Source organism: Kosakonia oryzendophytica, from assembly GCF_900094925.1.
Classification (GTDB): Bacteria; Pseudomonadota; Gammaproteobacteria; order Enterobacterales; family Enterobacteriaceae; genus Kosakonia; species Kosakonia oryzendophytica.
In genome coordinates, this window is the sequence record NZ_FMAY01000012.1 from 1 (window position 1) to 22,527 (window position 22,527).

21 protein-coding genes are annotated in these 22,527 nt (G+C 55.9%); 10 read left to right on the top strand and 11 right to left on the bottom strand.

The genetic code is table 11. From position 1 onward, the window contains the following. A partial coding sequence (locus GA0061071_RS18040) for an integrase core domain-containing protein (protein ID WP_139109676.1) occupies positions 1-317 on the top strand: 317 nt, incomplete at its 5' end. 29 nt (positions 318-346) lie between these two features. Beyond that, positions 347-874, top strand: a complete 528-nt coding sequence (locus GA0061071_RS18045) for a hypothetical protein (RefSeq protein ID WP_088236615.1) — start codon at positions 347-349, stop codon at positions 872-874. A 51-nt stretch (positions 875-925) separates the two neighbouring features. On the opposite strand, the gene GA0061071_RS18050 is transcribed toward GA0061071_RS18045, so the two are convergent. Then, a complete protein-coding gene (locus GA0061071_RS18050) occupies positions 926-2,350 on the bottom strand; it encodes a 6-phospho-beta-glucosidase (protein ID WP_088236616.1) in 1,425 nt (474 codons plus the stop codon). Positions 2,351-2,370: 20 nt separating this feature from the next. Continuing rightward, a complete protein-coding gene (gene ascF, locus GA0061071_RS18055; protein WP_061493441.1) occupies positions 2,371-3,813 on the bottom strand; it encodes a PTS cellobiose/arbutin/salicin transporter subunit IIBC in 1,443 nt (480 codons plus the stop codon). A 262-nt stretch (positions 3,814-4,075) separates the two neighbouring features. Here ascF and GA0061071_RS18060 point away from each other — a divergent pair, with 262 nt between their 5' ends. The 4 genes from GA0061071_RS18060 to hypF all read left to right on the top strand — a co-directional run bounded on the left by GA0061071_RS18060 (position 4,076) and on the right by hypF (position 10,244). Continuing rightward, a complete protein-coding gene (locus GA0061071_RS18060; RefSeq protein WP_061493442.1) occupies positions 4,076-5,089 on the top strand; it encodes a LacI family DNA-binding transcriptional regulator in 1,014 nt (337 codons plus the stop codon). A 144-nt stretch (positions 5,090-5,233) separates the two neighbouring features. Beyond that, a complete protein-coding gene (hydN, locus tag GA0061071_RS18065; RefSeq protein WP_061493443.1) occupies positions 5,234-5,779 on the top strand; it encodes an electron transport protein HydN in 546 nt (181 codons plus the stop codon). 36 nt (positions 5,780-5,815) lie between these two features. Further along, positions 5,816-7,966 (top strand): formate dehydrogenase subunit alpha, encoded by a 2,151-nt coding sequence (fdhF, locus tag GA0061071_RS18070; RefSeq protein ID WP_061493444.1) that lies wholly within the window; start codon positions 5,816-5,818, stop codon positions 7,964-7,966. Positions 7,967-7,970: 4 nt separating this feature from the next. Continuing rightward, positions 7,971-10,244 (top strand): carbamoyltransferase HypF, encoded by a 2,274-nt coding sequence (gene hypF / locus GA0061071_RS18075; protein ID WP_088236617.1) that lies wholly within the window; start codon positions 7,971-7,973, stop codon positions 10,242-10,244. On the opposite strand, the gene norW is transcribed toward hypF, so the two are convergent. Both norW and norV read right to left on the bottom strand, forming a co-directional pair. After that, a complete protein-coding gene (gene norW / locus GA0061071_RS18080; protein WP_088236618.1) occupies positions 10,189-11,322 on the bottom strand; it encodes an NADH:flavorubredoxin reductase NorW in 1,134 nt (377 codons plus the stop codon). The genes hypF and norW overlap by 56 nt on opposite strands. Beyond that, positions 11,319-12,770: an anaerobic nitric oxide reductase flavorubredoxin gene (gene norV / locus GA0061071_RS18085; RefSeq protein ID WP_088236619.1), complete on the bottom strand. Its 1,452-nt coding sequence runs from the start codon at positions 12,768-12,770 to the stop codon at positions 11,319-11,321. Before norV ends, norW begins: the two co-directional genes overlap by 4 nt. Before the next feature lie 182 nt (positions 12,771-12,952). On the opposite strand from norV, the gene norR reads away from it, so the two are divergent. Beyond that, entirely contained in the window at positions 12,953-14,467 is a 1,515-nt protein-coding gene (gene norR / locus GA0061071_RS18090; RefSeq protein WP_088236620.1) for a nitric oxide reductase transcriptional regulator NorR, read from the top strand. On the opposite strand, the gene gutQ is transcribed toward norR, so the two are convergent. The 7 genes from gutQ to srlA form a co-directional block, all read right to left on the bottom strand. Then, entirely contained in the window at positions 14,464-15,429 is a 966-nt protein-coding gene (gutQ, locus tag GA0061071_RS18095; protein ID WP_088236621.1) for an arabinose-5-phosphate isomerase GutQ, read from the bottom strand. The two genes, norR and gutQ, sit on opposite strands and share 4 nt — an antisense overlap. After that, positions 15,422-16,195: a glucitol operon DNA-binding transcriptional repressor SrlR gene (gene srlR / locus GA0061071_RS18100; protein WP_088236622.1), complete on the bottom strand. Its 774-nt coding sequence runs from the start codon at positions 16,193-16,195 to the stop codon at positions 15,422-15,424. Before srlR ends, gutQ begins: the two co-directional genes overlap by 8 nt. A gap of 70 nt (positions 16,196-16,265) precedes the next feature. Continuing rightward, positions 16,266-16,622: a transcriptional regulator GutM gene (gutM, locus tag GA0061071_RS18105; RefSeq protein WP_061493451.1), complete on the bottom strand. Its 357-nt coding sequence runs from the start codon at positions 16,620-16,622 to the stop codon at positions 16,266-16,268. A 78-nt stretch (positions 16,623-16,700) separates the two neighbouring features. Then, positions 16,701-17,480 carry a sorbitol-6-phosphate dehydrogenase gene (srlD, locus tag GA0061071_RS18110; protein WP_061493452.1) on the bottom strand — a complete coding sequence of 260 codons (780 nt, stop codon included), beginning with the start codon at positions 17,478-17,480 and terminating at the stop codon, positions 16,701-16,703. A 17-nt stretch (positions 17,481-17,497) separates the two neighbouring features. Then, positions 17,498-17,860, bottom strand: a complete 363-nt coding sequence (srlB, locus tag GA0061071_RS18115; protein ID WP_061493453.1) for a PTS glucitol/sorbitol transporter subunit IIA — start codon at positions 17,858-17,860, stop codon at positions 17,498-17,500. A 10-nt stretch (positions 17,861-17,870) separates the two neighbouring features. After that, entirely contained in the window at positions 17,871-18,848 is a 978-nt protein-coding gene (srlE, locus tag GA0061071_RS18120) for a PTS glucitol/sorbitol transporter subunit IIB (protein ID WP_088236623.1), read from the bottom strand. Then, positions 18,845-19,405, bottom strand: coding sequence for a PTS glucitol/sorbitol transporter subunit IIC (gene srlA, locus GA0061071_RS18125; RefSeq protein WP_061493455.1), 561 nt, complete (start codon positions 19,403-19,405; stop codon positions 18,845-18,847). The genes srlE and srlA overlap by 4 nt, the downstream gene beginning before the upstream one ends. Positions 19,406-19,678: 273 nt before the next feature. On the opposite strand from srlA, the gene mltB reads away from it, so the two are divergent. The 3 genes from mltB (at position 19,679) to GA0061071_RS18140 (ending at position 22,524) form a co-directional block, all read left to right on the top strand. After that, positions 19,679-20,764 carry a lytic murein transglycosylase B gene (gene mltB / locus GA0061071_RS18130; RefSeq protein ID WP_061493456.1) on the top strand — a complete coding sequence of 362 codons (1,086 nt, stop codon included), beginning with the start codon at positions 19,679-19,681 and terminating at the stop codon, positions 20,762-20,764. A 225-nt stretch (positions 20,765-20,989) separates the two neighbouring features. Then, positions 20,990-21,664: a metal ABC transporter ATP-binding protein gene (locus GA0061071_RS18135; protein WP_061493457.1), complete on the top strand. Its 675-nt coding sequence runs from the start codon at positions 20,990-20,992 to the stop codon at positions 21,662-21,664. Beyond that, on the top strand, positions 21,661-22,524 hold the full coding sequence (locus GA0061071_RS18140; protein WP_088236624.1) for a metal ABC transporter permease: 864 nt from the start codon (positions 21,661-21,663) through the stop codon (positions 22,522-22,524). Before GA0061071_RS18135 ends, GA0061071_RS18140 begins: the two co-directional genes overlap by 4 nt. Positions 22,525-22,527 lie beyond the last annotated feature (3 nt).

The following is a 22,527-nucleotide window of genomic DNA, read 5'->3' on the forward strand; positions in this document are numbered from 1 at the left end:
ATCAGGGCCCGGAATTTACCTGCCGCGCGCTCGATCAATGGGCCTTTGAGCATAGTGTGGAACTACGGCTTATCCAGCCAGGTAAGCCAACGCAGAACGGATTTATTGAGAGTTTTAACGGACGCTTTCGCGATGAGTGTCTGAATGAACACTGGTTCAGCGATATTCTTCATGCCCGGAAAACGATTAATGACTGGCGGCAGGATTATAACGAGTGCCGTCCCCATTCATCGCTGGATTACCAGACACCAGCTGAATTCGCAACGGACTGGCGAAACAGGAAATATGAAGAAAAACCAACCGACATTACTAACTGAAGGTTGTATCTAATCCCGGGGGCAGATCAATGCTGTTTATATTGTCCATCTTTAGCGTTAGTGTTGCGGCGGGCGGCTATGCGGATAAGCCAACAGCACAGGCTTCTGAATTGTCGAAGAAATATGTCATGGCTGATGAAAGCGCTAAGCCATCGGTGCTTCAGGATTTTGACCATTTGGCTCGGGATAACCCGGACAATGTGAATGTCATCCGCAGCTATACCAGCATACTTTCATCTCGAGGAGAGTATGAAAAAGCGATTTCCTTGCTGGAGCCGGTCAATAAAGCGAGAAACAACCCCTCTCTGCTATTACAAGAATGCATGCTTAAGGACAGGATTAATGATGGCGATGCCGCTTGTTATAAACATGTCATCAGCCTGTCTGAACGTTCAGGTAGTGAAAATATGGACTATTTGATGGCGCTCTTTTTTACTGATGACGGCAGATTTGAGGCAGAGATGAAAAAATTAGCAGCAAGCAATCCGTCATTGAGTCGCGATTTTGTCATCTTCGATCAGGATAAGCGGCAATTGCTACTGTCTCTGTATCCGTAAAGCCAATGCTTACCCGACCTGAAAATACGGCAGGCCGGGTAAGTCCCGAGCTTAGTCGAGATCTGCGCCGTTGCTGGCGATCACTTTTTTATACCACCAGAAGGATTTTTTGCGGCTGCGCGCCAACGAACCGTGACCGGCATCGTCGCGATCGACATAAACAAAACCATAGCGTTTGCTCATTTCGCCAGTAGAGGCAGACACCAAATCAATGCAGCCCCAGGTGGTGTAACCCATCACCGGGATGCCGTCTTCAATGGCGTCGCCTATTGCACGGATGTGTTCACGCAGATAACTGATGCGGTAATCATCTTCAATCTCTCCGCGGTCATTGAACTCATCTTTCGCGCCAAGCCCGTTTTCCACCAGGAACAGCGGTTTCTGGTAGCGGTCATACATCATGTTCATGGTGATGCGCAGCCCCAGCGGATCGATGCCCCAGCCCCATTCGCTCACTTCAATATGCGGATTGCGCAGTGACTTGACGATGTTCGCCGCGCTGGTGTTATTGGCGTTCATGTCCGCCGATGCGCAGCGCGAGGCGTAGTAGCTGAAAGAGACGAAATCGACGGTGTTTTTCAGGATCTCGTCATCACCTTGCTCTTTATGAATGGTGACGCCTTTTTCGCGGAACACGCGCGCCGCATAAACCGGGTAAGCGCCACGGGCCTGCACGTCGATAAAGAACAGATTTTCGCGGTCTTTTTCCAGCGCCATCCACACGTCGGCCGGTTTGCAGGAGTAGGGGTAGAAGTTACCTCCCGCCAGCATGCAACCCACCTGGTTTTGCGGGTTCACTTCATGGGCAATTTTCGTCGCCAGCGCGCTGGCAATCAGCTCATGGTGTGCGGCCTGGTATTTTACCTGGTCCTGATTTTCACCCTCTTCAAACACCAGCCCCGCACCAGAGAAGGGGCTGTGCAGCATGATGTTGATCTCGTTGAAGGTCAGCCAGTATTTCACCAGTCCATCAAACGCCTCGAAACAGGTGCGGGCATAACGGGTGAAGAACTCTACCATTTTACGGTTACGCCAGGAGCCATACTCCACCACCAGATGCATCGGTACATCAAAATGGCAGAGAGTGACCAGCGGTTCGATGTTGTACTTTTTGCACTCCTCAAACACTGCACGGTAGAAGGCAATGCCCTCCGGATTCGGTGTCAATTCATCACCGTCCGGGTAGAGACGGCTCCAGGCAATCGAGGTGCGAAACACCGTAAAGCCCATTTCCGCCATCAGTGCGATATCTTCTTTGTAGCGATGATAGAAATCGATCGCCTCGTGGCTCGGGTAATATTCGTCATCACGCAGTGCAAAGCGTTTTTCCTGACCGAGTTTTACCGGCAGGCGGTTAGCGCCGTGCGGGATCATATCGACGGTGGTTAACCCCTTACCGCCTTCCCGGAAGCCCCCTTCCGACTGGTTGGCGGCAAGCGCGCCGCCCCATAAGAATCCTTGCGGAAATACTGACATGCCTTACCTCGTTTCGTTAATCAGGCGCGTGCTTCTTTAACAGTAACCGGCTGCGCCGTCTGCGGTGTAGTTGTGGTTTCCACCGGAATATCTTCAAACCCGAGCAGTAGCGTCAGCACGAACGACAGCACCACCGCCAGCGCCATCACGCCAAACACCCAGACGATAGATATCGGGTTAGCCGGGTCGAAGAACTGTACGCTGGTAAACAACCCGGGTGCCGCCATGGAATGGCTGGCCAGCCCGGCAATACCTGCGACTGCACCGCAAATAAAGCCACTGATTAAGCTGGCGATCAGCGGGCGTTTCAGGCGCACCGCCACACCATACAGTGCCGGTTCAGAGATACCCGCCAGAATAGCGGAGGCGGCTGCCGCCATTGCGGTCTGGCGCAGTTCCGGGTTTTTCGTTTTCCATGCCACCGCTAAAGATGAACCACCCAGAGACAGGTTAGCGCCGATTTCAGACGGCATTACCATGCCTTCTTTGCCGGTTTCGGCGATGGTTTGAATAATGGTCGGCGTAAACACGCGGTGCATGCCTGTCATCACCAGCAGTGGCCACAGTGCGCCCATAATGGCGACGGAGAGCCAGCCGAGATAGCCGTGAATGGTATAGACCAGCGCGGAAATCGCGCTACCGATCCAGATGCCAAGCGGGCCAATTAACACAATGGCCAGTGGAGCGGCAATCAGCACAATCAGCATCGGTTTTAAGAAGTTTTTCGTCACCGCAGGCGTAATACGATCGACCCAGCGTTCGATATACGACAGACACCAGGTCATCACCAGCGCCGGGATCACCGTGTAGGTGTATTTCACGGCCGTCACCGGAATCAGCGCGAATTCAACATGCTCGCCCTGTGCGGCTTTTGCCATCAGGTCGATAAAGCTTGGATGCACCAGTACACCGGCAATCGCGATCGCCAGCGACATATTGGTTTTGAATTTGATGGCGGCGGACGCGGCGACCATCAGCGGCAGGAAGAAGAACGCGCCATCACCGATGACTGTCAAAATCGTCAGGGTGGAGGAGCCTTTCGGCAGTGCGCCGGACATTTCCAGCACCATCGCCAGCAGTTTCACCATCGAACCACCGATGATTGCCGGGATCAGTGGCGACATGGTGCCGATCAGCGCATCAAGAATGCCTGCGCCAATACGTTTAAGCGTCAGCTTCTGGGGAGAGTGCGTCTCTACCGGCTGCATATCCTGTGGCAACAAAGCCGTCACTTCCCGGAAAGCCTGAGACACGGTGTTGCCAATAATCACCTGACACTGGTTATCGTTGCGTACCACGCCCATCACGCCGCTGGTGTTTTTCAGCGTTTCACCGTCGATATGCGATGCGTCTTTGACCACAAAGCGCAGGCGCGTCATGCAGTGGGTTACGGCGGCGATATTCTCGACACCGCCCAGCGCGTTCACCACAGAGTGGGCCAGCGCCGCATAGTTCTTTGCCATCGGATTTTTATCCTGTTTTATCAATGAGGTACATTTTCACAGTGCGCTCTGGCGGCCATGAAACGCGAAATAGGTAACCGGTTCCACAAAATCATGATGAGTTTATTTGAGTCAGACAAGATCTAAATTTAACCACTTTCAAAAATCGTGATTACGATCACTATGAGGCGTTTCGCAGAAGTACCGTCTGCGGGTGTTAAGTGTTCCCATCATCCCGATGGCTGAAGTACACTTCGGCTCACGAGGTTTGTTGGGGAAAAAGATGGCGACAATGCTGGAAGTGGCAAAGCGGGCGGGTGTATCAAAAGCCACTGTGTCCCGTGTGCTGACAGGCAAGGGTTATGTGGGCGAAGAGACGAAGGCGCGCGTATTTCAGGCCATTGCGGAAAGCGGATATCGCCCGAATTTACTGGCCCGCAGCCTGGCAAGCAATAAAACCCAGACGCTGGGGTTGGTGGTCACCAACACCCTCTATCACGGCGTTTATTTTAGCGAACTGTTGTCTCATGCGGCGCGCATGACCGAAGACAAAGGGCGTCAGTTACTGCTGGCGGACGGTAAACACAGTGCGGAAGAAGAGCGGCAGGCGATTCAGTATTTACTCGACTTACGCTGCGACGCGATCATTATTTATCCGCGTTTTCTCAGTGTCGATGAGCTGGATGAGATAATTCAAAACCATTCGCAGCCTATTATGGTGCTTAATCGACGTTTGCGTAAAAACAGCAGTCACTGTGTTTATTCCGATCAAAAAGCGTCAAGCCAGAGCGCGGTATTACAATTAATCGCACAAGGACACCGGGAGATTGCGTTTATTACCGGCTCACTGGATTCTCCTACCGGTATTGAACGGTTATCCGGTTATAAAGATGCGCTGACTCAGCAGCATATTCCTGTACGTAATGAATTGATTGTGGAAGGGAAATGGACGCCGCTCAGCGGAGCAATGGGCGTACGAGAATTATTATCCCGCGGGGTAAGTTTTAGTGCGCTGGTGGCGAGCAATGATGATATGGCGATTGGCGCGATTAAACAGTTGCACGACAGCAAAATAGCTGTGCCGCAGCAGGTTTCGATTATTGGTTTTGATGATATCGCGATGGCGCCTTTTACCGTGCCGGCATTATCCAGCGTTAAAATTCCGGTGACCGAAATGGTGAAAGAGACCATTGATCGCCTGATCTTTATGCTTGATGGCGGCGATTTTAACTATCAACAAACGTTTCCTGGCGAATTAATGTTACGCGACTCACTGAGTGCCGGTCCCTACGCCTGATCTCGTCATCTGTCATCGTCACTTCTGTCGATGACAGATTCCTGCCGCTTCTCACTTCTTAAAAACCCATATATTACAGCACTTTAAATATTGGCACGGTTTATGAATACTTCGGCGGAATAAGGCATATTGCTGGAGGAAACAATGAACCGATTTATCATGGCAGACGCTGCGAAATGCATTGGCTGCCGCACCTGTGAAGTGGCCTGCGTGGTTTCTCATCAGGAAAACCGGGACTGTGCGGCGCTCACCCCTGAGACATTTTTACCGCGCATTCACGTCATTAAAGGCGTCAACGTGTCGACGGCGGCTATCTGTCGTCAGTGCGAAGATGCCCCCTGTGCCAATGTCTGTCCGAATGGCGCAATCAGCCGCGATGAAGGTTTTGTGCATGTCATGCAGGAACGCTGCATTGGTTGCAAAACATGCGTGGTGGCGTGCCCGTATGGCGCAATGGAAGTGGTCGTGCGTCCAATTGTGCGCAACAGCGGCGCAGGTCTTAACGTGCATGCGGAAAAGGCCGAAGCCAACAAATGCGATTTGTGTCACCACAGTGAAACCGGTCCGGCCTGTATTCAGGCGTGCCCGACCAAGGCGCTGGTGTGTGTCGACCGCAACTTACTGGAACAGATGAGCGCGGAAAAACGCCGTCGCGCAGCGCTGGATGGCGCTGTGTCGCTGATGTTTTAACGCCTCTCACTTTCACTTTTAACAGGTCTGTTACTGATGAAAAAAATCACAAGTGTATGCCCATACTGCGGCGCGGGCTGCAAACTGAAACTGGTGGTGGACGGCGGGAAAATTATCCGTGCGGAAGCGGCCGACGGCAAAACCAACCAAAATGAACTCTGCCTGAAAGGGTATTACGGCTGGGACTTCCTCAACGATACCAAACTGCTGACTCCACGCCTGACGCAGCCGATGATTCGCTATGAACGCGGTGGCAAGTTTACCCCTGTTTCCTGGGAAGAAGCGATTCGCTACACCGCGCGCCGTCTGAGTGAAATCAAAGCGAAATATGGCCCGCGTTCGATTATGACCACCGGGTCGTCTCGCGGCACCGGGAATGAAACCAACTACGTGATGCAGAAATTTGCCCGTGGCGTCATCAACACTAATAACGTTGACTGCTGCGCGCGCGTTTGCCACGGTCCTTCCGTCGCCGGGTTGCAGGAAACCCTCGGTAACGGCGCAATGAGTAACTCCATCGGTGATATTGAAAACTCCCGCTGCCTGCTGGTGTTTGGTTATAACTGCGCTGACTCACACCCGATTGTGGCGCGCCGGGTGATCAAAGCCCGCCAGAAAGGGGCAAAAATCATCGTCTGCGATCCGCGTCGTATTGAAACCGCGCGTATTGCCGATCAGCACCTGCAACTGAAAAACGGCTGCAATATGGCGCTGGTCAATGCGTTTGGCTATGTGCTGCTGGAAGAAGAACTCTACGACAAAGATTATGTCGCCAGCTTTACCACCGGGCTGGATGAATACCGTGAAACGGTAAAAGACTACGCGCCGGAAGCGGTGGAACACCTGACAGGCGTACCAGCGAAACAGGTTCGCCAGGCAATGCGTACCTATGCCGCCGCACCATCTGCCACCATCATGTGGGGCATGGGGGTAACCCAGTTCGGCCAGGCGGTGGATGTGGTGAAAGGCCTTTCCAGCCTGGCACTCCTCACTGGCAACCTGGGGCGTGAACATGTAGGCGTGGGGCCGGTGCGTGGGCAGAATAACGTGCAGGGCGCGTGCGACATGGGCGTGATCCCGAATCAGTTCCCGGGTTACCAGAACGTGGTGGATGCCGATGTGCGGGCGAAATTCGCCAAAGCCTGGGGCATCGATGTGGCCGCCATGGACGATAAAGTCGGGGTGCGCATTACTGAGGTGCCGCATCTGGCGCTGGAAGGGAAGGTGAAAGCCTATTACATCATGGGTGAAGATCCGCTACAGACCGAAGCCGATCTTGGGCTGGTGCGTAAAGGGTTTGAAGCACTTGAGTTTGTGGTGGTGCAGGACATTTTTATGACCAAAACTGCCGAACAGGCGGATGTGCTGCTGCCCGCCACCTCCTGGGGTGAGCATGGTGGCGTCTTTACCTGTGCCGACCGTGGTTTCCAGCGTTTTGAAAAAGCCATTGAGCCGAAGTACAACGTCAAACGCGACTGGGAAATCATCAGCCTGATTGCCACGGAAATGGGCTACCCGATGCACTACGACAATAATCAGCAGATCTGGGATGAGCTGCGTGAACTCTGCCCACTGTTCTACGGTGTTACTTACGAAAAAATGGGTGACATGGGGCACGTACAATGGCCTTGTCCGACGCTTGATCATCCGGGTACGCCGTACCTGTATCAGAACAACAAGTTCGATACGCCTGACGGCAAAGGTCATCTGTTTGCGGCGCCATGGCGCGCACCGGCGGAACGTCCGGATGCCGACTTCCCACTGGTGTTGTGCACCGTGCGCGAAGTGGGTCACTACTCTTGCCGTTCAATGACCGGTAACTGCGCGGCGTTACAAACGCTCGCGGATGAGCCTGGCTTTGTGCAGATTAACCCTGCAGATGCGGAGGCGCTGGGTATCAAAGACAAGCAACTGGTGTGGGTGGAGTCCCGCCGTGGCAAAGTCATAACCCGCGCGGATGTGAATGAGCGTATCAACCATGGCAGTGTCTATATGACCTACCAGTGGTGGATTGGGGCCTGTAACGAACTGACGCAGGATAATTTGGATCCGATTTCGAAAACGCCGGAAACCAAATATTGCGCAGTACGGGTGAGTGCGATCAACGATCAGCGCTGGGCAGAGGAGTACACTCAGAGCACTTACCAACAGATGAAGACTCGCCTGCTGAATGCGGCGATGCAATGATGACATGACCAACAGCAACGGTGTCTGCTTACGCGTTTACGGAAAAGTTCAGGGGGTGGGTTTTCGCCCCTTTGTCTGGCAACTGGCGCAGCAGCTCGGGCTGAAAGGCGATGTCTGTAATGATGCGCAGGGTGTGGAGGTTCGTCTGCTTGGTGATGCGGACCAATTTCTCACCCTGTTGCAGCAACAATGCCCGCCGCTGGCACGTATTGATCGTGTGATTAGCACGGCATATCTCTGGCAACCCCTGCCGAATGATTTCACCATCCGCCACAGTGCCGGGGGGGCCATGAACACGCAGATTGTGCCGGATGCGGCAACCTGCCCTGCCTGTCTGGCGGAAATGAACGATCCCGCTGAGCGGCGCTACCGTTATCCGTTTATCAACTGTACCCACTGTGGGCCACGTTTCACCATTATTCACGCCATGCCTTACGACCGTCCCTTTACGGTGATGTCGGCGTTTCCCCTGTGCCCGGCCTGTGAGTCGGAGTACCGCAACCCGTTGGACAGGCGCTTTCACGCCCAGCCGGTCGCCTGCCCGGATTGCGGCCCGCAGCTTGAGTGGTGCAGCGGCGCGCAGCAGGCTGAAGGCGAGGCGGCGTTGCAGGCGGCAGTGGCCCTCCTGCACAGCGGCGGTATTGTGGCGGTGAAAGGCGTGGGCGGGTTTCATCTGGCTTGTGATGCCACTAACCTGGCGGCGGTGCAGTTACTGCGTGCGCGCAAGCACCGTCCGGCAAAACCGCTGGCGGTCATGTTGCCGGGCACACGTGGTTTAACGGCGCAAGCCGTGACGTTACTCTCCACACCCGCTGCGCCGATTGTGCTGGTGGATAAAGCTGGCGTCAGCGGGTTATGCGAGGCGATTGCGCCCGGCCTTGATGAAGTTGGGGTGATGTTACCCGCCAACCCACTGCAACATTTGCTGGCGCAGGCGTTACAGCGCCCGCTGGTGATGACTTCCGGTAATCTCAGCGGCAGACCTCCGGCGATAACCAATGCGCAGGCGCTGGACGATCTGGCGGAGATCGCCGACGGCTTTTTACTGCATAACCGCGATATTGTGCAGCGGATGGATGATTCGGTGATGCGGGCGAATGGCGAAATGCTGCGCCGTTCCCGCGGCTATGTGCCGGACGCCATAACGTTGCCGGACGGGTTTGACGCCATTCCGCCGCTGCTGTGTCTTGGCGCGGACATGAAAAACACCTTCTGCCTGTTGCGTGGCAACAGCGCTGTGCCTGGGCAACATTTTGGCGACCTGACGGATGAAGGCGTGGAAGCGCAGTGGCGTGGCGCGCTGCGCCTGATGCAGGCTATCTATGACTTTACCCCACGGCAAGTGGTGGTGGATGCGCACCCGGGATATCGCACCAGTCAGTGGGCTGAGAGTTACGATTTACCGGTACAGACCGTTTTACATCACCACGCGCATGCAGCCGCCTGTCTGGCGGAACACGGCTGGCCGCTGGAAGGGGGGGATGTGATAGCGGTGACGCTGGACGGTATTGGCATGGGCGCGGGCGGTGCGCTGTGGGGCGGTGAATGCCTGCGGGTGAATTATCGCGAATGCGAGCACCTGGGCGGCTTACCCGCCGTGGCGCTGCCGGGCGGCGATCTGGCGGCGCAACAGCCGTGGCGAAACCTGCTGGCACAGATGCTGGCATTTGTTCCGGACTGGCAGCACTACCCGGAATGCGCCGTGCTGGAGCGGCAGAACTGGCCGCTGCTGGCGCGGGCAATTGAGCGCGGCATTAATGCGCCGCTGGCGTCCTCCTGCGGGCGGCTGTTCGATGCAGTGGCCTGTGCGCTGGGCTGTGCGCCGCTGCATCTGAGCTATGAAGGGGAGGCGGCCTGTCAGTTGGAAGCGCTGGCTGCAAGCAGTGGTGCAGTCACGCATCCGGTGACGTTACCGTTGCGTGGGCGGCAGCTTGATCTGGCTGTGTTCTGGCGGCAATGGCTGAACTGGAAAGCCAGCCCGGCGGCACGGGCGTGGGCATTTCATGATGCGCTGGCGCACGGTATCGCCGCATTGGCGCGCCTGCATGCGGTGTCGCACGGTATAGAGACGCTGGTTTTCAGCGGCGGTGTACTGCATAACCGCCTGCTGAAAAACCGCTTACGGGTTTATTTGCCGCAATTCACCTTGCTGTTTCCACATCAGTTGCCTGCGGGGGATGGGGCGATTGCCTTCGGCCAGGGGCTGGTGGCGGCGGCCCGCCTTACGCGGACAGCGCCTTCAGCAGCGCGAACGCTTCTTTCATCCGATCTTCGCTGACCACAAAGGCGCGCAGTTTATCACCGGCATCCAGCCCTTTTGCCACCATGCCGTCGGCTTCGGTGGTGATATGCCAGCGCAGATCGCCCCGCGCCGTTTCCCCGGCCAGATGCAGGGGCATCATCGGCGTTTTCACTTTCACCAGCATGGGCGGTAGCACCAGCTGTGTGCTGCTGCCGGTGAGGTTTTTCGCCAGCGTCATGGCGCTGAGCTGGATCGGTTGCAGGAACGGCAGTACCCGGCCATTGATCTCTGCGCAATCCCCGAGGGCGTAAATATGCGGATCGCTGGTTTGCAGTGCACCGTCTACCACGATGCCACGGCCTGTCGCGATGCCCGCCGAGCGTGCCAGCGCGGTGTGCGGCGACAGGCCGGTGGCGGCAACGACTACATCGACCTCCAGATAGCGATCGTCATCAAGCTGCGCGCGTACGCCGCCACCGCTCTGTTCAAGGGACAATAAGCGGGATTTCAACAGCAGGCGTACGCCCATGGCGGTCAGGCAGTGTTGCAAACGTCCGCTGACTTCCGGCGGCATCAGAGACGGGAGAATGCTGCTGGCGTTATCCAGCACGGTGACGCTTTTCCCCGCGCGTTGAAAATCCATCGCCAGTTCGCAGCCAATCAGCCCTGCGCCAACGATTAATACGCGCTTTGCATCGCGCAATGATGTTTCACCGTCGCGGTACTCCTGCTGGCTGTTCAGGGTCAGCATCATGTCGCTACCCGGCAGCGGGGGCACGAATGCCGCCGCCCCGGTCGCCAGCACCAGCTTGTCGTATTGCCACTGTTTATCCGCGCTTTTCACCACTTGCGCCTGTGCATCAATGGCACTCACGCGAGTTTGCGGGAACAGACGTAAATGGTACTGTTCGGCAAACTCCCCCGCCGACTGGCGGGTGAGATCGTCGGCGCGCTGGGCGAGACTGATGACATGGCTAAGATCCGGTTTGTTGTACTCCTCCATCCCATCGGCGGCAATGAGCGTTAGCGGGACGGCGCTGTCCAGTTTACGGATGTTTTTCACCAGCGTCCGGGCAGCAAAGCCCGAACCGATAATGACAATACCTGTGCTCATTTTGCCTCCGATGCCAGTTCGTCAAATACCTCTTTACCTAATGAACATTCCGGGCAGAGGAACGTGTCCGGCACATCGCGCCACGGCGTACCCGGCGCAACATCCTGTAGCGGTTCGCCTTGTTGCGGATCGTAGATCCACTGACAGACGCTGCACTGCATGCGTGGGCCGAGTTCGGCAGCCGCTGCGGCGGCGCAAGCACAGGCCTGTTGTGCGCTGGCGGGCGGCGGATTCACGGCTTCCGGCAGCGGCGACAGCGCCCACTGGCGGGCAATATCGCGACCATGCTGGCGGCACACTTCCAGTGCGTCCAGATCCGGTCGCCATTTTGCTTTCAGGCTGACGGACATTTCAAAACCGGCGTCCTGCAAACGGGTGGAGAGACGGTCTACCGCACCACCACTCCAGCCGTGGGAGCCAAAGGCGCTGGCGCGTTTATTGCGAAAACGCAGGCCGGTTATTTCTTCCACCAGTCCGGCAATTTTCGGCATCATCACGTTGTTCATGGTCGAGGTGCCAACCAGCACGCCTTTGGAACGGAAAACGTTGGTCAGAATGTCGTTTTTATCGCTGCGAGCAACGTTGAAAATTTTCACGGCGACACGCGGATCGACTTCGTTAATTCCCTGGGCAATCGCATCTGCCATCATGCGGGTGTTGTTGGACATGGTGTCGTAGAAAATCGTAATGCGATCTTCCTGGTAGTCCGCCGCCCATTTCAGATACAGCTCGACAATTTGCGTCGGGTTATCGCGCCACACCACGCCATGCGAGGTGGCGATCATGTCCACCGGCAGGTTGAAACCGAGGATTTCAGTAATTTTCGGCGTTACCAGACGGCTGAATGGCGTGAGGATATTGGCGTAGTAACGCTGGCATTGTTCAAACAGTTCTGTTTGATCCACTTCATCGTTGAACAGACGTTCGTCGCAGTAATGCTGACCAAACGCGTCATTACTGAACAGTACTGCGTCGCCAGTCATGTAGGTCATCATGCTGTCTGGCCAGTGCAGCATGGGCGTTTCAACGAAGATAAGCTGTTTGCCGTTACCGATATCCAGCGAGTCGCCCGTTTTCACCACATTGAAATTCCACTCCGGGTGGTGGTGGTGGCCGTTAATGGAGTCGATGGCGTTGCCAGTGCAGTAAATCGGTGTATCCGGGATGTAGGACATCAGTTCTGTCAGCGCACCCGCATGATCTTCTTCCGCGTGGTTAATGACGATGTAATCGATCTTCTGCAGATCGATTTCACTGCGCAGGTTCTGCACAAACTCCCGGCTGAACTTATGATCGACGGTATCAATCAGTACGTTTTTGCCTTCGCGGATGAGATAACTGTTGTAGCTGCTGCCGCGCAGTGTTTTGTATTCCGTACCGTGAAAATCGCGCACTTCCCAGTCACGTTGCCCGACCCAGTGAATGTTGTTCTTTACATGAATAGCCATATCAAATGTCCTGTACTGTTTTCTTGAAAGCGATGCAGGACATATATCAATTAGCGTGCCACTTTTTATTTCATTGATTTTTATATTTTTTATTTTTTTTGCTAAAAAATGATGGTCATAATGACTATGATAAAAATGGTCAATATGACACTATGCATTGTCAAAAAGACAGTGAGGTTAGCATGAGTTTTTCACTGAATGTACTGGCGGGGATCGCCATTGAGCTGCAAAGCGGTATTGGTCACGCGGATCGTTTCCAGCGGCTAATCACCACCCTGCGGCAGGTGCTGGAGTGTGATGCGTCAGCATTGTTGCGTTACCAGGCGCGACAGTTTATCCCGCTTGCTATTGACGGGCTGGCGCAGGATGTACTGGGGCGGCGTTTTACGCTGGAAGGGCATCCGCGGCTGGAGGCCATTGCCCGCGCCGGAGACGTGGTGCGATTCCCGGCGGACAGTGATTTGCCTGATCCTTACGATGGGCTGATCCCCGGTCAGGAGAGTCTGAAGGTACATGCCTGCGTGGGCCTGCCGTTATTTGCCGGGCAGAACCTGATTGGTGCGCTGACGCTGGATGGTATGGCACCGGATCAGTTCGACACGTTCAGTGATGAAGAGTTGCGGCTGATTGCGGCGCTGGCGGCCGGGGCGCTGAACAATGCGCTGTTGATTGAGCAACTGGAGAGCCAGAATATGCTGCCGGGCGCGCCAGCCACTTTCGAGCAGGCGGCTAACAGCGAGATGATCGGGCTGTCGGCGGGGATCATGCAGTTAAAAAAAGAGATCGATATCGTGGCGGCCTCCGATCTTAATGTACTGATCAGCGGTGAAACCGGCACCGGTAAAGAGCTGGTGGCGAAAGCCATTCACGAAGGCTCGCCGCGTGCCGCCAGTCCGTTGATCTATCTGAACTGTGCTGCCTTGCCGGAAAGCGTGGCGGAAAGTGAGCTGTTTGGGCATGTGAAAGGGGCGTTTACCGGGGCTATCAGCAACCGTAGCGGTAAATTTGAGATGGCGGACAACGGTACGCTGTTTCTTGATGAGATTGGCGAGCTGTCGTTGTCGTTGCAGGCCAAACTGCTGCGTGTGTTGCAGTATGGCGATATTCAGCGGGTTGGCGACGATCGCAGTTTGCGCGTGGATGTGCGGGTACTGGCGGCGACTAACCGCGATCTGCGGGAAGAGGTGCTGGCCGGGCGTTTCCGCGCCGATCTGTTCCATCGGCTGAGCGTTTTTCCGCTCTCTGTGCCGCCGTTGCGCGAGCGCGGTGAGGATGTGGTCCTGCTGGCGGGGTATTTTTGCGAGCAGTGCCGCCTGCGGCTTGGGCTCGGGCGCGTGGTGCTAAGCCCTGGCGCACGGCATCATTTGTTGAGCTATCGCTGGCCGGGGAATGTGCGCGAACTGGAACATGCGATTCACCGGGCGATTGTGCTGGCGCGCGGGACACAAAACCAGGCGGAAGTGGTGCTGGAAGCCCGTCATTTCGCGCTCAGTGATGAGCCTGTACAGCCGGAACCTCTGCCGGAGTCATTGCCGGTCGGGCAGAATTTGCGTGATGCGACCGATGATTTCCAGCGTGCATTGATCGCCCGCACGCTCGAGGAGCATGGCGGCAACTGGGCAGCCAGCGCGCGTGGGCTGGAGATGGACGTCGCCAACCTGCACCGGCTGGCGAAACGCCTGGGTCTGAAAAATTAGAGAATGCCGGCCTGGTAGAAGTCCTGCAAGTTGATAGCTCCCACCAGCACACCGGTATCATCCACCACCGGCGCGGCGGCGATTTTGCGCTGCATCAGGCGCTCTTTGGCATCAACTGCCCGGCTGTCTGCGGTAAGCGTAATACCGCCGTGGGTCATCGCTTTGCTGACCCCGGTGCTCAGCGCGCCACCCGCCACCAGCCAGCGACGTAGATCGCCGTCGGTAAAGACCCCCTGCACCCGGCGTTGTGCATCGCATACCGCAACCAGGCCTAAACCGGTGCGGCTCAGTTCCAGCATTGCCTCCATCACGCTGGTGGTAATCTGTACGTGCGGCACCTGTTCATCTTTGCGCATTAAATGATGCACTTTGTTCAGCAGGCGGGCGCCAAGCGCGCCAGCGGGATGCGAACGGGCAAAGTCTTCTTCATCAAAACCTCGCGCCTGCATGACCGCCATCGCCAGTGCGTCCCCCATCATCAGGGTGGTGACGGTGCTGGAGGTAGGGGCCAGGTGCATCGGGCAGGCTTCGCGCTCAACGGAAATATCCAGCACGGCATCGGCGGCCAGCGCCAGCGGCGAGCGGGGTTTGCCGGTCATTGCCAGCAGCGCGACGGATTTTTCTTCCAGACGTGGCAGGATCAGCTCCAGCTCTTTTGCCGAGCCGGAATAGGAGATGAACAGCATAATGTCACGGCTTTCAACCATGCCGAGATCACCGTGCAGCGCTTCTGCCGGGTGCACGAAAAAAGCAGGCGTGCCGGTGCTGGCAAGCGTGGCGGCAATTTTTTTACCAATGTGCCCGGACTTGCCGATGCCGGAAACGATCACTTTGCCGTTGCAGTTCAGCACCGTTTCCGCAGCGCGGACAAAATCCTCGCCCAGCCTTTCTGGCAGTCGACTGGCTTCCTGCAACTCCAGCAGCAGGGTTTGACGACCCGCGTTAATCAATGACTCACTCATGCTGTTCTCCGGCAATGATCACTTCGACCCCTTTCTCTTCCAGTGCGGCGCGGACGTCTGCCGGGATCCCGGCGTCGGTGATCAGTTTATCGACGCTCTCCAGGCTACAGACAACGTTGGGGCTTTTGCGGCCGAATTTAGAGGAGTCCGCCATCAGGATCACCTCGCGGGCAGCGTTGCACATGGCTTTGCTGACGGTGAAGACCTCATTGAAGGTGGTGACGCCGGCATTCAAATCAATACCGTCCGTGCCCATAAACAGTTTGTCGAAACTGAAATGCTCAAAGGCGTTTTCCGCCAGTTGACCGTGGAATGAGGCGGATTTTTTGCGGAAGGTACCGCCAGGCATGAGGATGGTTTGTTCGTTATCCAGCTCTGACAGCGCGTTTACAATGTGCAGGCTGTTGGTCATGACGGTGATGTTGTTGAAGTGGCTGAGCAGCGGCACCATTTGCAGCACGGTACTGCCCGCGTCAAGAATGATGGAATCGCCATCGTGGATGTAGGTGACGGCCGTTTCGGCAATCAGCCCCTTCTGTACGGTGTTGATCAGCGTTTTGTGATCGATAGGGGGATCGGCTTCGTCTTTATTAAGCACCACACCGCCATAGGTGCGGATCACGGCACCGGAATGCTCCAGCGCAACTAAATCCTTACGAATGGTCGTCCCTGTGGTGTCGAAGTGGTATGCCAGCTCTTCAACAGAACACTTTCCCTGCTTTTGCAGATGCTCAAGAATAGCCGCCTGACGCTGACGTGGTTTCATTGGCGCTGATTTCCTGCGTTACGTTGCGAAATGATAATTTCGCAAGCTAATAGCGTTCACAACGAAATTATCAATGTTTCATTTTAAGCGCTAATAATAGAGCATTCTGACAGCCAGGATCATGGGGAAAGATCACATCAGGCTCTAATTCCTCGCGTTTTAAGCCAATTAAACGGTCGATTTTCGCCGGACGCGCGAATACGGTGATGCCGCGCATCAACAGTGTGTCGCTGACGCGGTCCTGTTTATCAAAGGCCACGGCCAGTACCACACGGGGTTTAAAGCGCCCGCCCGAACGGCCAACGCCGACCCGCCCGCGCTGGCACAGTGCGTCGAACGCGTGATTGAACTGACGAATTTGCCAGCCGCCAAGGGCAAGCTGGCTTAACCAGGCAATAACGGCCAGGGTGATCAGGGCTGAAACCATCATGTTCTCCTTTATATCGGTGCCAGAGGGCGGTTAATGCCTTATCCGGCCTGTAATCAGGCCGGATAAGGGTAATCATCAGAACATCACCTGCCCGCCGGTAACGTTAATCGATTGGCCGGTGCAGTAAGAGGCTTTGGCGCTGGCGTAAAACATCAGCACATTCAGCACATCCTGATAGTCGCAACCGCGTTTCAACGGCACTTTATCCACATAGAACTGCTCCACCTCCTCGGCAGGAATGCCGAGTTTGCTGGCGTACTGTGGAATAAGTGACTGGAACATAGGAGATTTCAACAGGTTGCCCAGCATCAGCGCGTGCACAGTAATCCCGTACTCTGCCAGATCCAGCGCCAGTGATTGCGTTAGCCCGACGCCGCCGAATTTTGCCGCGCTATAGCCAGAGTTGTGTTTGCTGCCCACTTTGCCAGATTTTGAGTTGATCTGGATAATGCGGCCCTGGATGCCATCGCGGATCATCAGTCTGGCGAACTCGCGGGCGCACAGGAAGTAGCCCACCAGATTCACCTGTAATGAACGGTCGAAATCGCCCAGCGAGAAGTCGCTGATAAATGCCGCCTTGGCGATACCGGCACTGTAGACCAGCAGATCCACACGACCAAAGATCTCATCCACACCGCGTGCCAGCGCCAGTACGCTCTGTTCGCTGGTGGCGTCGGCGCCAAATCCGTAGGCCATGCCTTCACCAAACTCGCTGTTGATCTCCTGGGCGACATTGGCCGCTTTATCACTCTGAATATCCACGACCGCGACGCGGTACCCTTCTGCGGCAAGCCCACGGCAGAGGAACGCCCCAAGGGTTTGTCCCCCGCCAATGACAACGGCAACCTGTTTCATATAGTTCTCCTTACGACTTAAGCGACAAATTTCAAAATGCAACCGGGGGCGATATCGTGCGGCGTTACGCCATCAACATGCACCGTTCCGGGGTATTCGGCCTGCGTCTGTCCATCGAAACGCAGGGTGATATGGCCCAGCTCACGCAGATTCTGCTCCGCCACATCGCCAACCGCCGTGACCGGATAATGCTGCTCGCCCAGCATGAATTCCGCGCCCGGACGCAGCACGCCAGACAACTCGCCGTGGTTGTGAATAAAGCAGAACTCCGCCACATCCGCAGGCGCACCTTCACGAAAGGTAATCAGCATGTTGTCGCTGAGCGCGTCGGCTGCGCAGTCGCCGATATGGGTAATGGTGGTCTGGTAAATCACCTTCATGGCACACCTCTTATTGATAAATGAAACCCGATACGAACCAGGCAATCAGCACCGTGGGCGCACCGGTTAAAAAGCGACTAACCAGTACGGAAGGAACGCCGACACGGACGGTGTCCTGGCGAGCTTCTGCCAGCGACAGGCCTACCGGGATAAAGTCGCAAGCGGCCTGTGCGTTAATGGCGAACAGCGCGGGCAGGGCGAGATGCGGCGGAATGTTTCCCTGGCCGATTTGTACACCGATAAGCACGCCAATGACCTGTGCGATAACGGCCCCTGGGCCGAGGAACGGCGATAGCAGCGGGAAAGAACAGATGAGCGCCAGTGTTACCAGGCCGAGTGGATGGCTGGCGAGCGGCGCGAGACCGTGGGCGATCCAGTCGCCCAGACCGGACGCCATAATGATGCCGATCAGCGCCGAGACGAAGGCCATAAACGGCAGGATAGTTTTCAGTACGGTATCAATGGTGTCGCGCCCGGCCTGAAACAGAACGGCGACCGCTGAACCCATGCCCATCCCTACTTTGGCCAGCAAACCGTCGCTCTGCTCGGTGATCTTTTTACTGGTGTCATAGTCACGTTGCCGCGGCTGTTGCGGCTGCCGCGATGGCGTTGTGCTGGCGGCTTCTCCCTGTAGGAAGATATTTTCCTCTTTCACGCCAGAGACATAGATATCTTCCATGATGTACTGCGCCAGCGGACCCGATTTGCCGGTTGCGTGAATATTGACGGTCGGGATACGGCGTTTCGGATAGATACCGCAGCGCAGCGTTCCGCCACAGTCAATCACCGCAACACCGATCTCAGATTCCGGTGGCTCGCCCTCTTTAAAGCCGTCCACTGCTTGCCAGCCAGTCAGTTGCGCCAGTTTGTCGACAATGGCAGGGCGTGTGCCTGCGGTGATATAGACGATTTTCTTGTCGCTGCTGGCATCGAGATGCAACGGGCCGCCCCAGCCGCCAGCGCCTTTTTCAATAACGATACGACTCATGATGTAGCTCCAGCGAGTTGGACGTTTTGTTCAAGTTGGATACCCATTTTTTTCTCGAAAATGGCGGTCGTGAGATCCGTTATCCAGCCACGGAAGAAGTTGGTCACCAGACCCACCAACAGGTAACTCACTGCCAGCGGACCAAGCGGCAGGCCCAGCGTGGTCAGGCCGTTGGCGATGCCAAGGTAAACAAACAGTTCGCCGGGGTTGATATGCGGGAATAACCCGTTCATCGAGTGGCAGCTATACGATGCGGCGGCGTAATAGCTGGGTTTGTACTTCTCTGGCATAAACCGCCCGAGACTGAGCGTCATCGGGTTACAAAACACAAAGGTGCCAATACACGGTAAAAGCAGATAACGGGCAATCGGATTGCCCGCACAGCGTTGGGCAAATTTTTCGATACGGTGTTGGCCAATAAAGTTGATGAGTGCGTTCATGATCACCAACAGGCTTATCAGCAGCGGCAGAATACCGGTCACCATGCCGGTAAAGACCTCTCCGCCTTTCTGAAACAGCCCGATGAACCACTCGGCACCATGCGTAATGGTTTCCATTGTTCTCTCCTGTAGGGGTGTCGTTTTGTTGTTTAACCGTGCACTATCATAATCATTATGAAAGGTTGAAATGTGTTATTTAGATCTCGTTATGAAAGAAAAAATGATCATTGTGAAAGATATTGCGAGGAGGGACGGTTTTAAATGAATGCGCAATAGCAGGATGAAAAGTGAAGTGCGATCGTGCGCGCAGGCGTTATGGCGCTTCCTTGTCGGTGGTCAGATGCTTTACCATACTTGCTCCTGGCTGAATTCGTTTAAAATGGATGTCCCATGTTGAAGCGTTGTTACGCAGCGTTGCTGCCTGCGTTTGTCGTGCTCTGTGCCTGTAGCAGTAAACCCCCCCTTGCCGAAACCCCACAGACTGCATCGCCGCCTGCGCCGTCCGGCGGGTTTTTGCTGGCACCGCAGCACAATGTTGTGATGACCGGGGGCGATTTTGCCAATAACCCGGCGGCAGAGCGGTTTATTGATCAGATGGTGAGCAAGCACGGTTTTGACCGCCAGCAACTGCATGAAATTATCTCGCAGGCAAAACGCCTGGATTACGTCTTGCGCCTGATGGACAAGCAAGCGCCGACCACCGCTGGGCCGAGCGGGCCAAATGGTGCCTGGCTGCGTTATCGCAAGCAGTTTATTACCCCGGATAACGTGCAAAACGGCGTGGCGTTCTGGAATCAATATGAAGATGCGCTGAACCGCGCATGGATGGTGTACGGCGTTCCGCCGGAGGTCATTGTCGGCATTATTGGCGTGGAAACGCGCTGGGGCAGGGTAATGGGTAAAACCCGTATTCTCGATGGTCTGGCGACACTGGCTTTTGACTATCCGCGCCGTGCGGATTACTTTGCCGGCGAGCTGGAAACGTTCTTGTTGATGGCGCGTGACGAAAGCGATGACCCGCTTGAGTTGAAAGGCTCTTTTGCCGGCGCAATGGGCTACGGCCAGTTTATGCCATCCTCCTACAAGCAGTTTGCCGTGGATTTTAATGGTGACGGGCACATTAACTTGTGGGATCCGGTGGATGCCATTGGCAGCGTGGCCAACTACTTCAAACAGCATGGCTGGGTGAAAGGCGATCTGGTCGCCGTTCCGGCTAACGGTCAGGCTCCGGGGCTGGAAAACGGCTTTAAAACCAACTACAGCATCGGGCAACTGGCATCTGCCGGGTTAACACCGCAGCAGCCGCTGGGCACACATCAGCAGGCCAGCTTGCTGCGCCTGGATGTGGGTACTGGTTATGAGTACTGGTACGGTTTACCCAACTTCTACACCATCACCCGTTACAACCACAGCACCCACTACGCAATGGCAGTCTGGCAGCTCGGCCAGGCGGTTGCGCTGGCACGGGTTCGCTAATTCAGCGCCCCTCCTGTGGGAGGGGACTGAAACATTTCGACGCATTCCCGTTTCGCCTACCCGTTTACTTCATTATCACTTCCGATTATTGTTACGTTATAACATATGAGGTGAGTGAATGATTCCCGTAACCCTGTTTTCCCTTTCCGCCACGACGCGGCTACTGCTGGCGGCGGTGTTATTGCTGGTGCTCTGGCTGCTGACTTGTTGGGCGGTGGCGCTGCCATGATTGAACTTGACCACCTGGTGGCTGGCTATGACAGGCAGGCGATTACCCCGGCACTGTGCGGCCGGGTAGTGCGCGGCAGCATGACTGCCATCGTTGGCGCAAATGGCTGTGGTAAATCGACACTTCTGAAAACCCTGGCGGGATTTTTACCGCCGGTCAGCGGTGTGCTGCGCTGGCCGGAGCGGCGTCCTGTCATTGGCTGGTTGGCGCAGCGCCATGCGCTGGAATCACAGTTCCCGGTGACGGTGCAGGAGGTGGTGAGCATGGGCTGCTGGCCGCGTATTTCATTGTTTCGCGGGCTGAACCGTGCAGCCCGCAGCCGTGTGGCGCAAGGGCTTGAGCGTGTCGGGCTAACAGCAATGGCGCGGGAAACGATCGATACACTCTCTGGCGGGCAGTTTCAGCGCATGCTGTTTGCCCGTGTTTGGGTGCAAAACGCGCCGTTGGTGATGCTTGATGAGCCTTTTACCGGCATTGATGAGGCGACGTCTCAGATACTGATGGAGCAGATTGTTGATATGCATTGCAGTGGGCAAACCATTCTGGCGGTACTCCACGACAGCGAGCGTGTCGCGCGTTATTTCCCGCAAACCTTGCGGCTTGGCGAGCAACAACCGCTGTGGGGTGCAACACACACCGCACCGCTGCAAACAGAGGTCTGCAGCGCATGATCTGGCATCTCTTTTTTCAGCCTTTTATTGAATTTGGCTTTATGCGCCGCGCGCTGGTGGTGTGCATGGCGTTATCGGTTAGCACTACGGCGCTGGGTGTTTTTCTGCTGTTGCGGCGCATGAGCCTGATGGGGGATGCATTATCACATGCGATTTTGCCGGGTGTTGCAGCGGGGTATCTGCTTAATGGCATGTCGCTGCTGGCCATGAGTATTGGTGGGTTTATCGCCGGGATTGTCGTGGCGCTGGTGGCAGGTTGGGTTAGCCGCCGTACGCCTCTGAAAGAGGATGCCAGTTTCGCCGGTTTCTACCTTGGTTCATTGGCACTTGGCGTGACGCTGGTGTCGTTGCGCGGCTCCAGTGTTGATCTGCTGCATCTGCTGTTTGGTTCGATTCTGGCAGTGGACAACGATGCCGCGCTGTTTGTTGCCGGGGTTGCCAGCCTGACGCTGGTGGTGCTGGCGTTGGGTTACCGTGGCCTGGTCAGTGAGGCCTTCGATAGCGCCTTTTTGCAGGTTAATGCGCCCCGAGTGCCTGGTATGTTCCACGGGCTATTTCTGGCGTTGCTGGTGCTGAACCTGGTAGCCGGATTTCAGGTACTGGGCACCTTAATGGCGGTTGGGGTGATGATGCTACCCGCTGTGGCGGCTCGCTGCTGGGCGCGTACCTTAGCGGGATTGTTATTGCTGGCGGCTGCTATCGGCGCGGTCTGTGCCTGGTTGGGATTAAGTTTGTCCTGGAGCGCGGGCTTACCTGCCGGTCCGTCGATTGTGCTGACGGCCAGCCTTATCTTCTTTTTTTCCATTTTATTCGGTACGCGCAGCGGGCTGGCTCACAGCCTGCGCACACTGTTAACTTAGCAA

Excerpts from the sequence above, each read along its gene's own strand:
- GA0061071_RS18045 (WP_088236615.1), top strand. The coding sequence starts at position 347 with ATGCTGTTTATATTGTCCATCTTTAGCGTTAGTGTTGCGGCGGGCGGC.
- GA0061071_RS18050 (WP_088236616.1), bottom strand. The coding sequence starts at position 2,350 with ATGTCAGTATTTCCGCAAGGATTCTTATGGGGCGGCGCGCTTGCCGCC.
- ascF (WP_061493441.1), bottom strand. The coding sequence starts at position 3,813 with ATGGCAAAGAACTATGCGGCGCTGGCCCACTCTGTGGTGAACGCGCTG.
- GA0061071_RS18060 (WP_061493442.1), top strand. The coding sequence starts at position 4,076 with ATGGCGACAATGCTGGAAGTGGCAAAGCGGGCGGGTGTATCAAAAGCC.
- hydN (WP_061493443.1), top strand. The coding sequence starts at position 5,234 with ATGAACCGATTTATCATGGCAGACGCTGCGAAATGCATTGGCTGCCGC.
- fdhF (WP_061493444.1), top strand. The coding sequence starts at position 5,816 with ATGAAAAAAATCACAAGTGTATGCCCATACTGCGGCGCGGGCTGCAAA.
- hypF (WP_088236617.1), top strand. The coding sequence starts at position 7,971 with ATGACCAACAGCAACGGTGTCTGCTTACGCGTTTACGGAAAAGTTCAG.
- norW (WP_088236618.1), bottom strand. The coding sequence starts at position 11,322 with ATGAGCACAGGTATTGTCATTATCGGTTCGGGCTTTGCTGCCCGGACG.
- norV (WP_088236619.1), bottom strand. The coding sequence starts at position 12,770 with ATGGCTATTCATGTAAAGAACAACATTCACTGGGTCGGGCAACGTGAC.
- norR (WP_088236620.1), top strand. The coding sequence starts at position 12,953 with ATGAGTTTTTCACTGAATGTACTGGCGGGGATCGCCATTGAGCTGCAA.
- gutQ (WP_088236621.1), bottom strand. The coding sequence starts at position 15,429 with ATGAGTGAGTCATTGATTAACGCGGGTCGTCAAACCCTGCTGCTGGAG.
- srlR (WP_088236622.1), bottom strand. The coding sequence starts at position 16,195 with ATGAAACCACGTCAGCGTCAGGCGGCTATTCTTGAGCATCTGCAAAAG.
- gutM (WP_061493451.1), bottom strand. The coding sequence starts at position 16,622 with ATGGTTTCAGCCCTGATCACCCTGGCCGTTATTGCCTGGTTAAGCCAG.
- srlD (WP_061493452.1), bottom strand. The coding sequence starts at position 17,480 with ATGAAACAGGTTGCCGTTGTCATTGGCGGGGGACAAACCCTTGGGGCG.
- srlB (WP_061493453.1), bottom strand. The coding sequence starts at position 17,860 with ATGAAGGTGATTTACCAGACCACCATTACCCATATCGGCGACTGCGCA.
- srlE (WP_088236623.1), bottom strand. The coding sequence starts at position 18,848 with ATGAGTCGTATCGTTATTGAAAAAGGCGCTGGCGGCTGGGGCGGCCCG.
- srlA (WP_061493455.1), bottom strand. The coding sequence starts at position 19,405 with ATGGAAACCATTACGCATGGTGCCGAGTGGTTCATCGGGCTGTTTCAG.
- mltB (WP_061493456.1), top strand. The coding sequence starts at position 19,679 with ATGTTGAAGCGTTGTTACGCAGCGTTGCTGCCTGCGTTTGTCGTGCTC.
- GA0061071_RS18135 (WP_061493457.1), top strand. The coding sequence starts at position 20,990 with ATGATTGAACTTGACCACCTGGTGGCTGGCTATGACAGGCAGGCGATT.
- GA0061071_RS18140 (WP_088236624.1), top strand. The coding sequence starts at position 21,661 with ATGATCTGGCATCTCTTTTTTCAGCCTTTTATTGAATTTGGCTTTATG.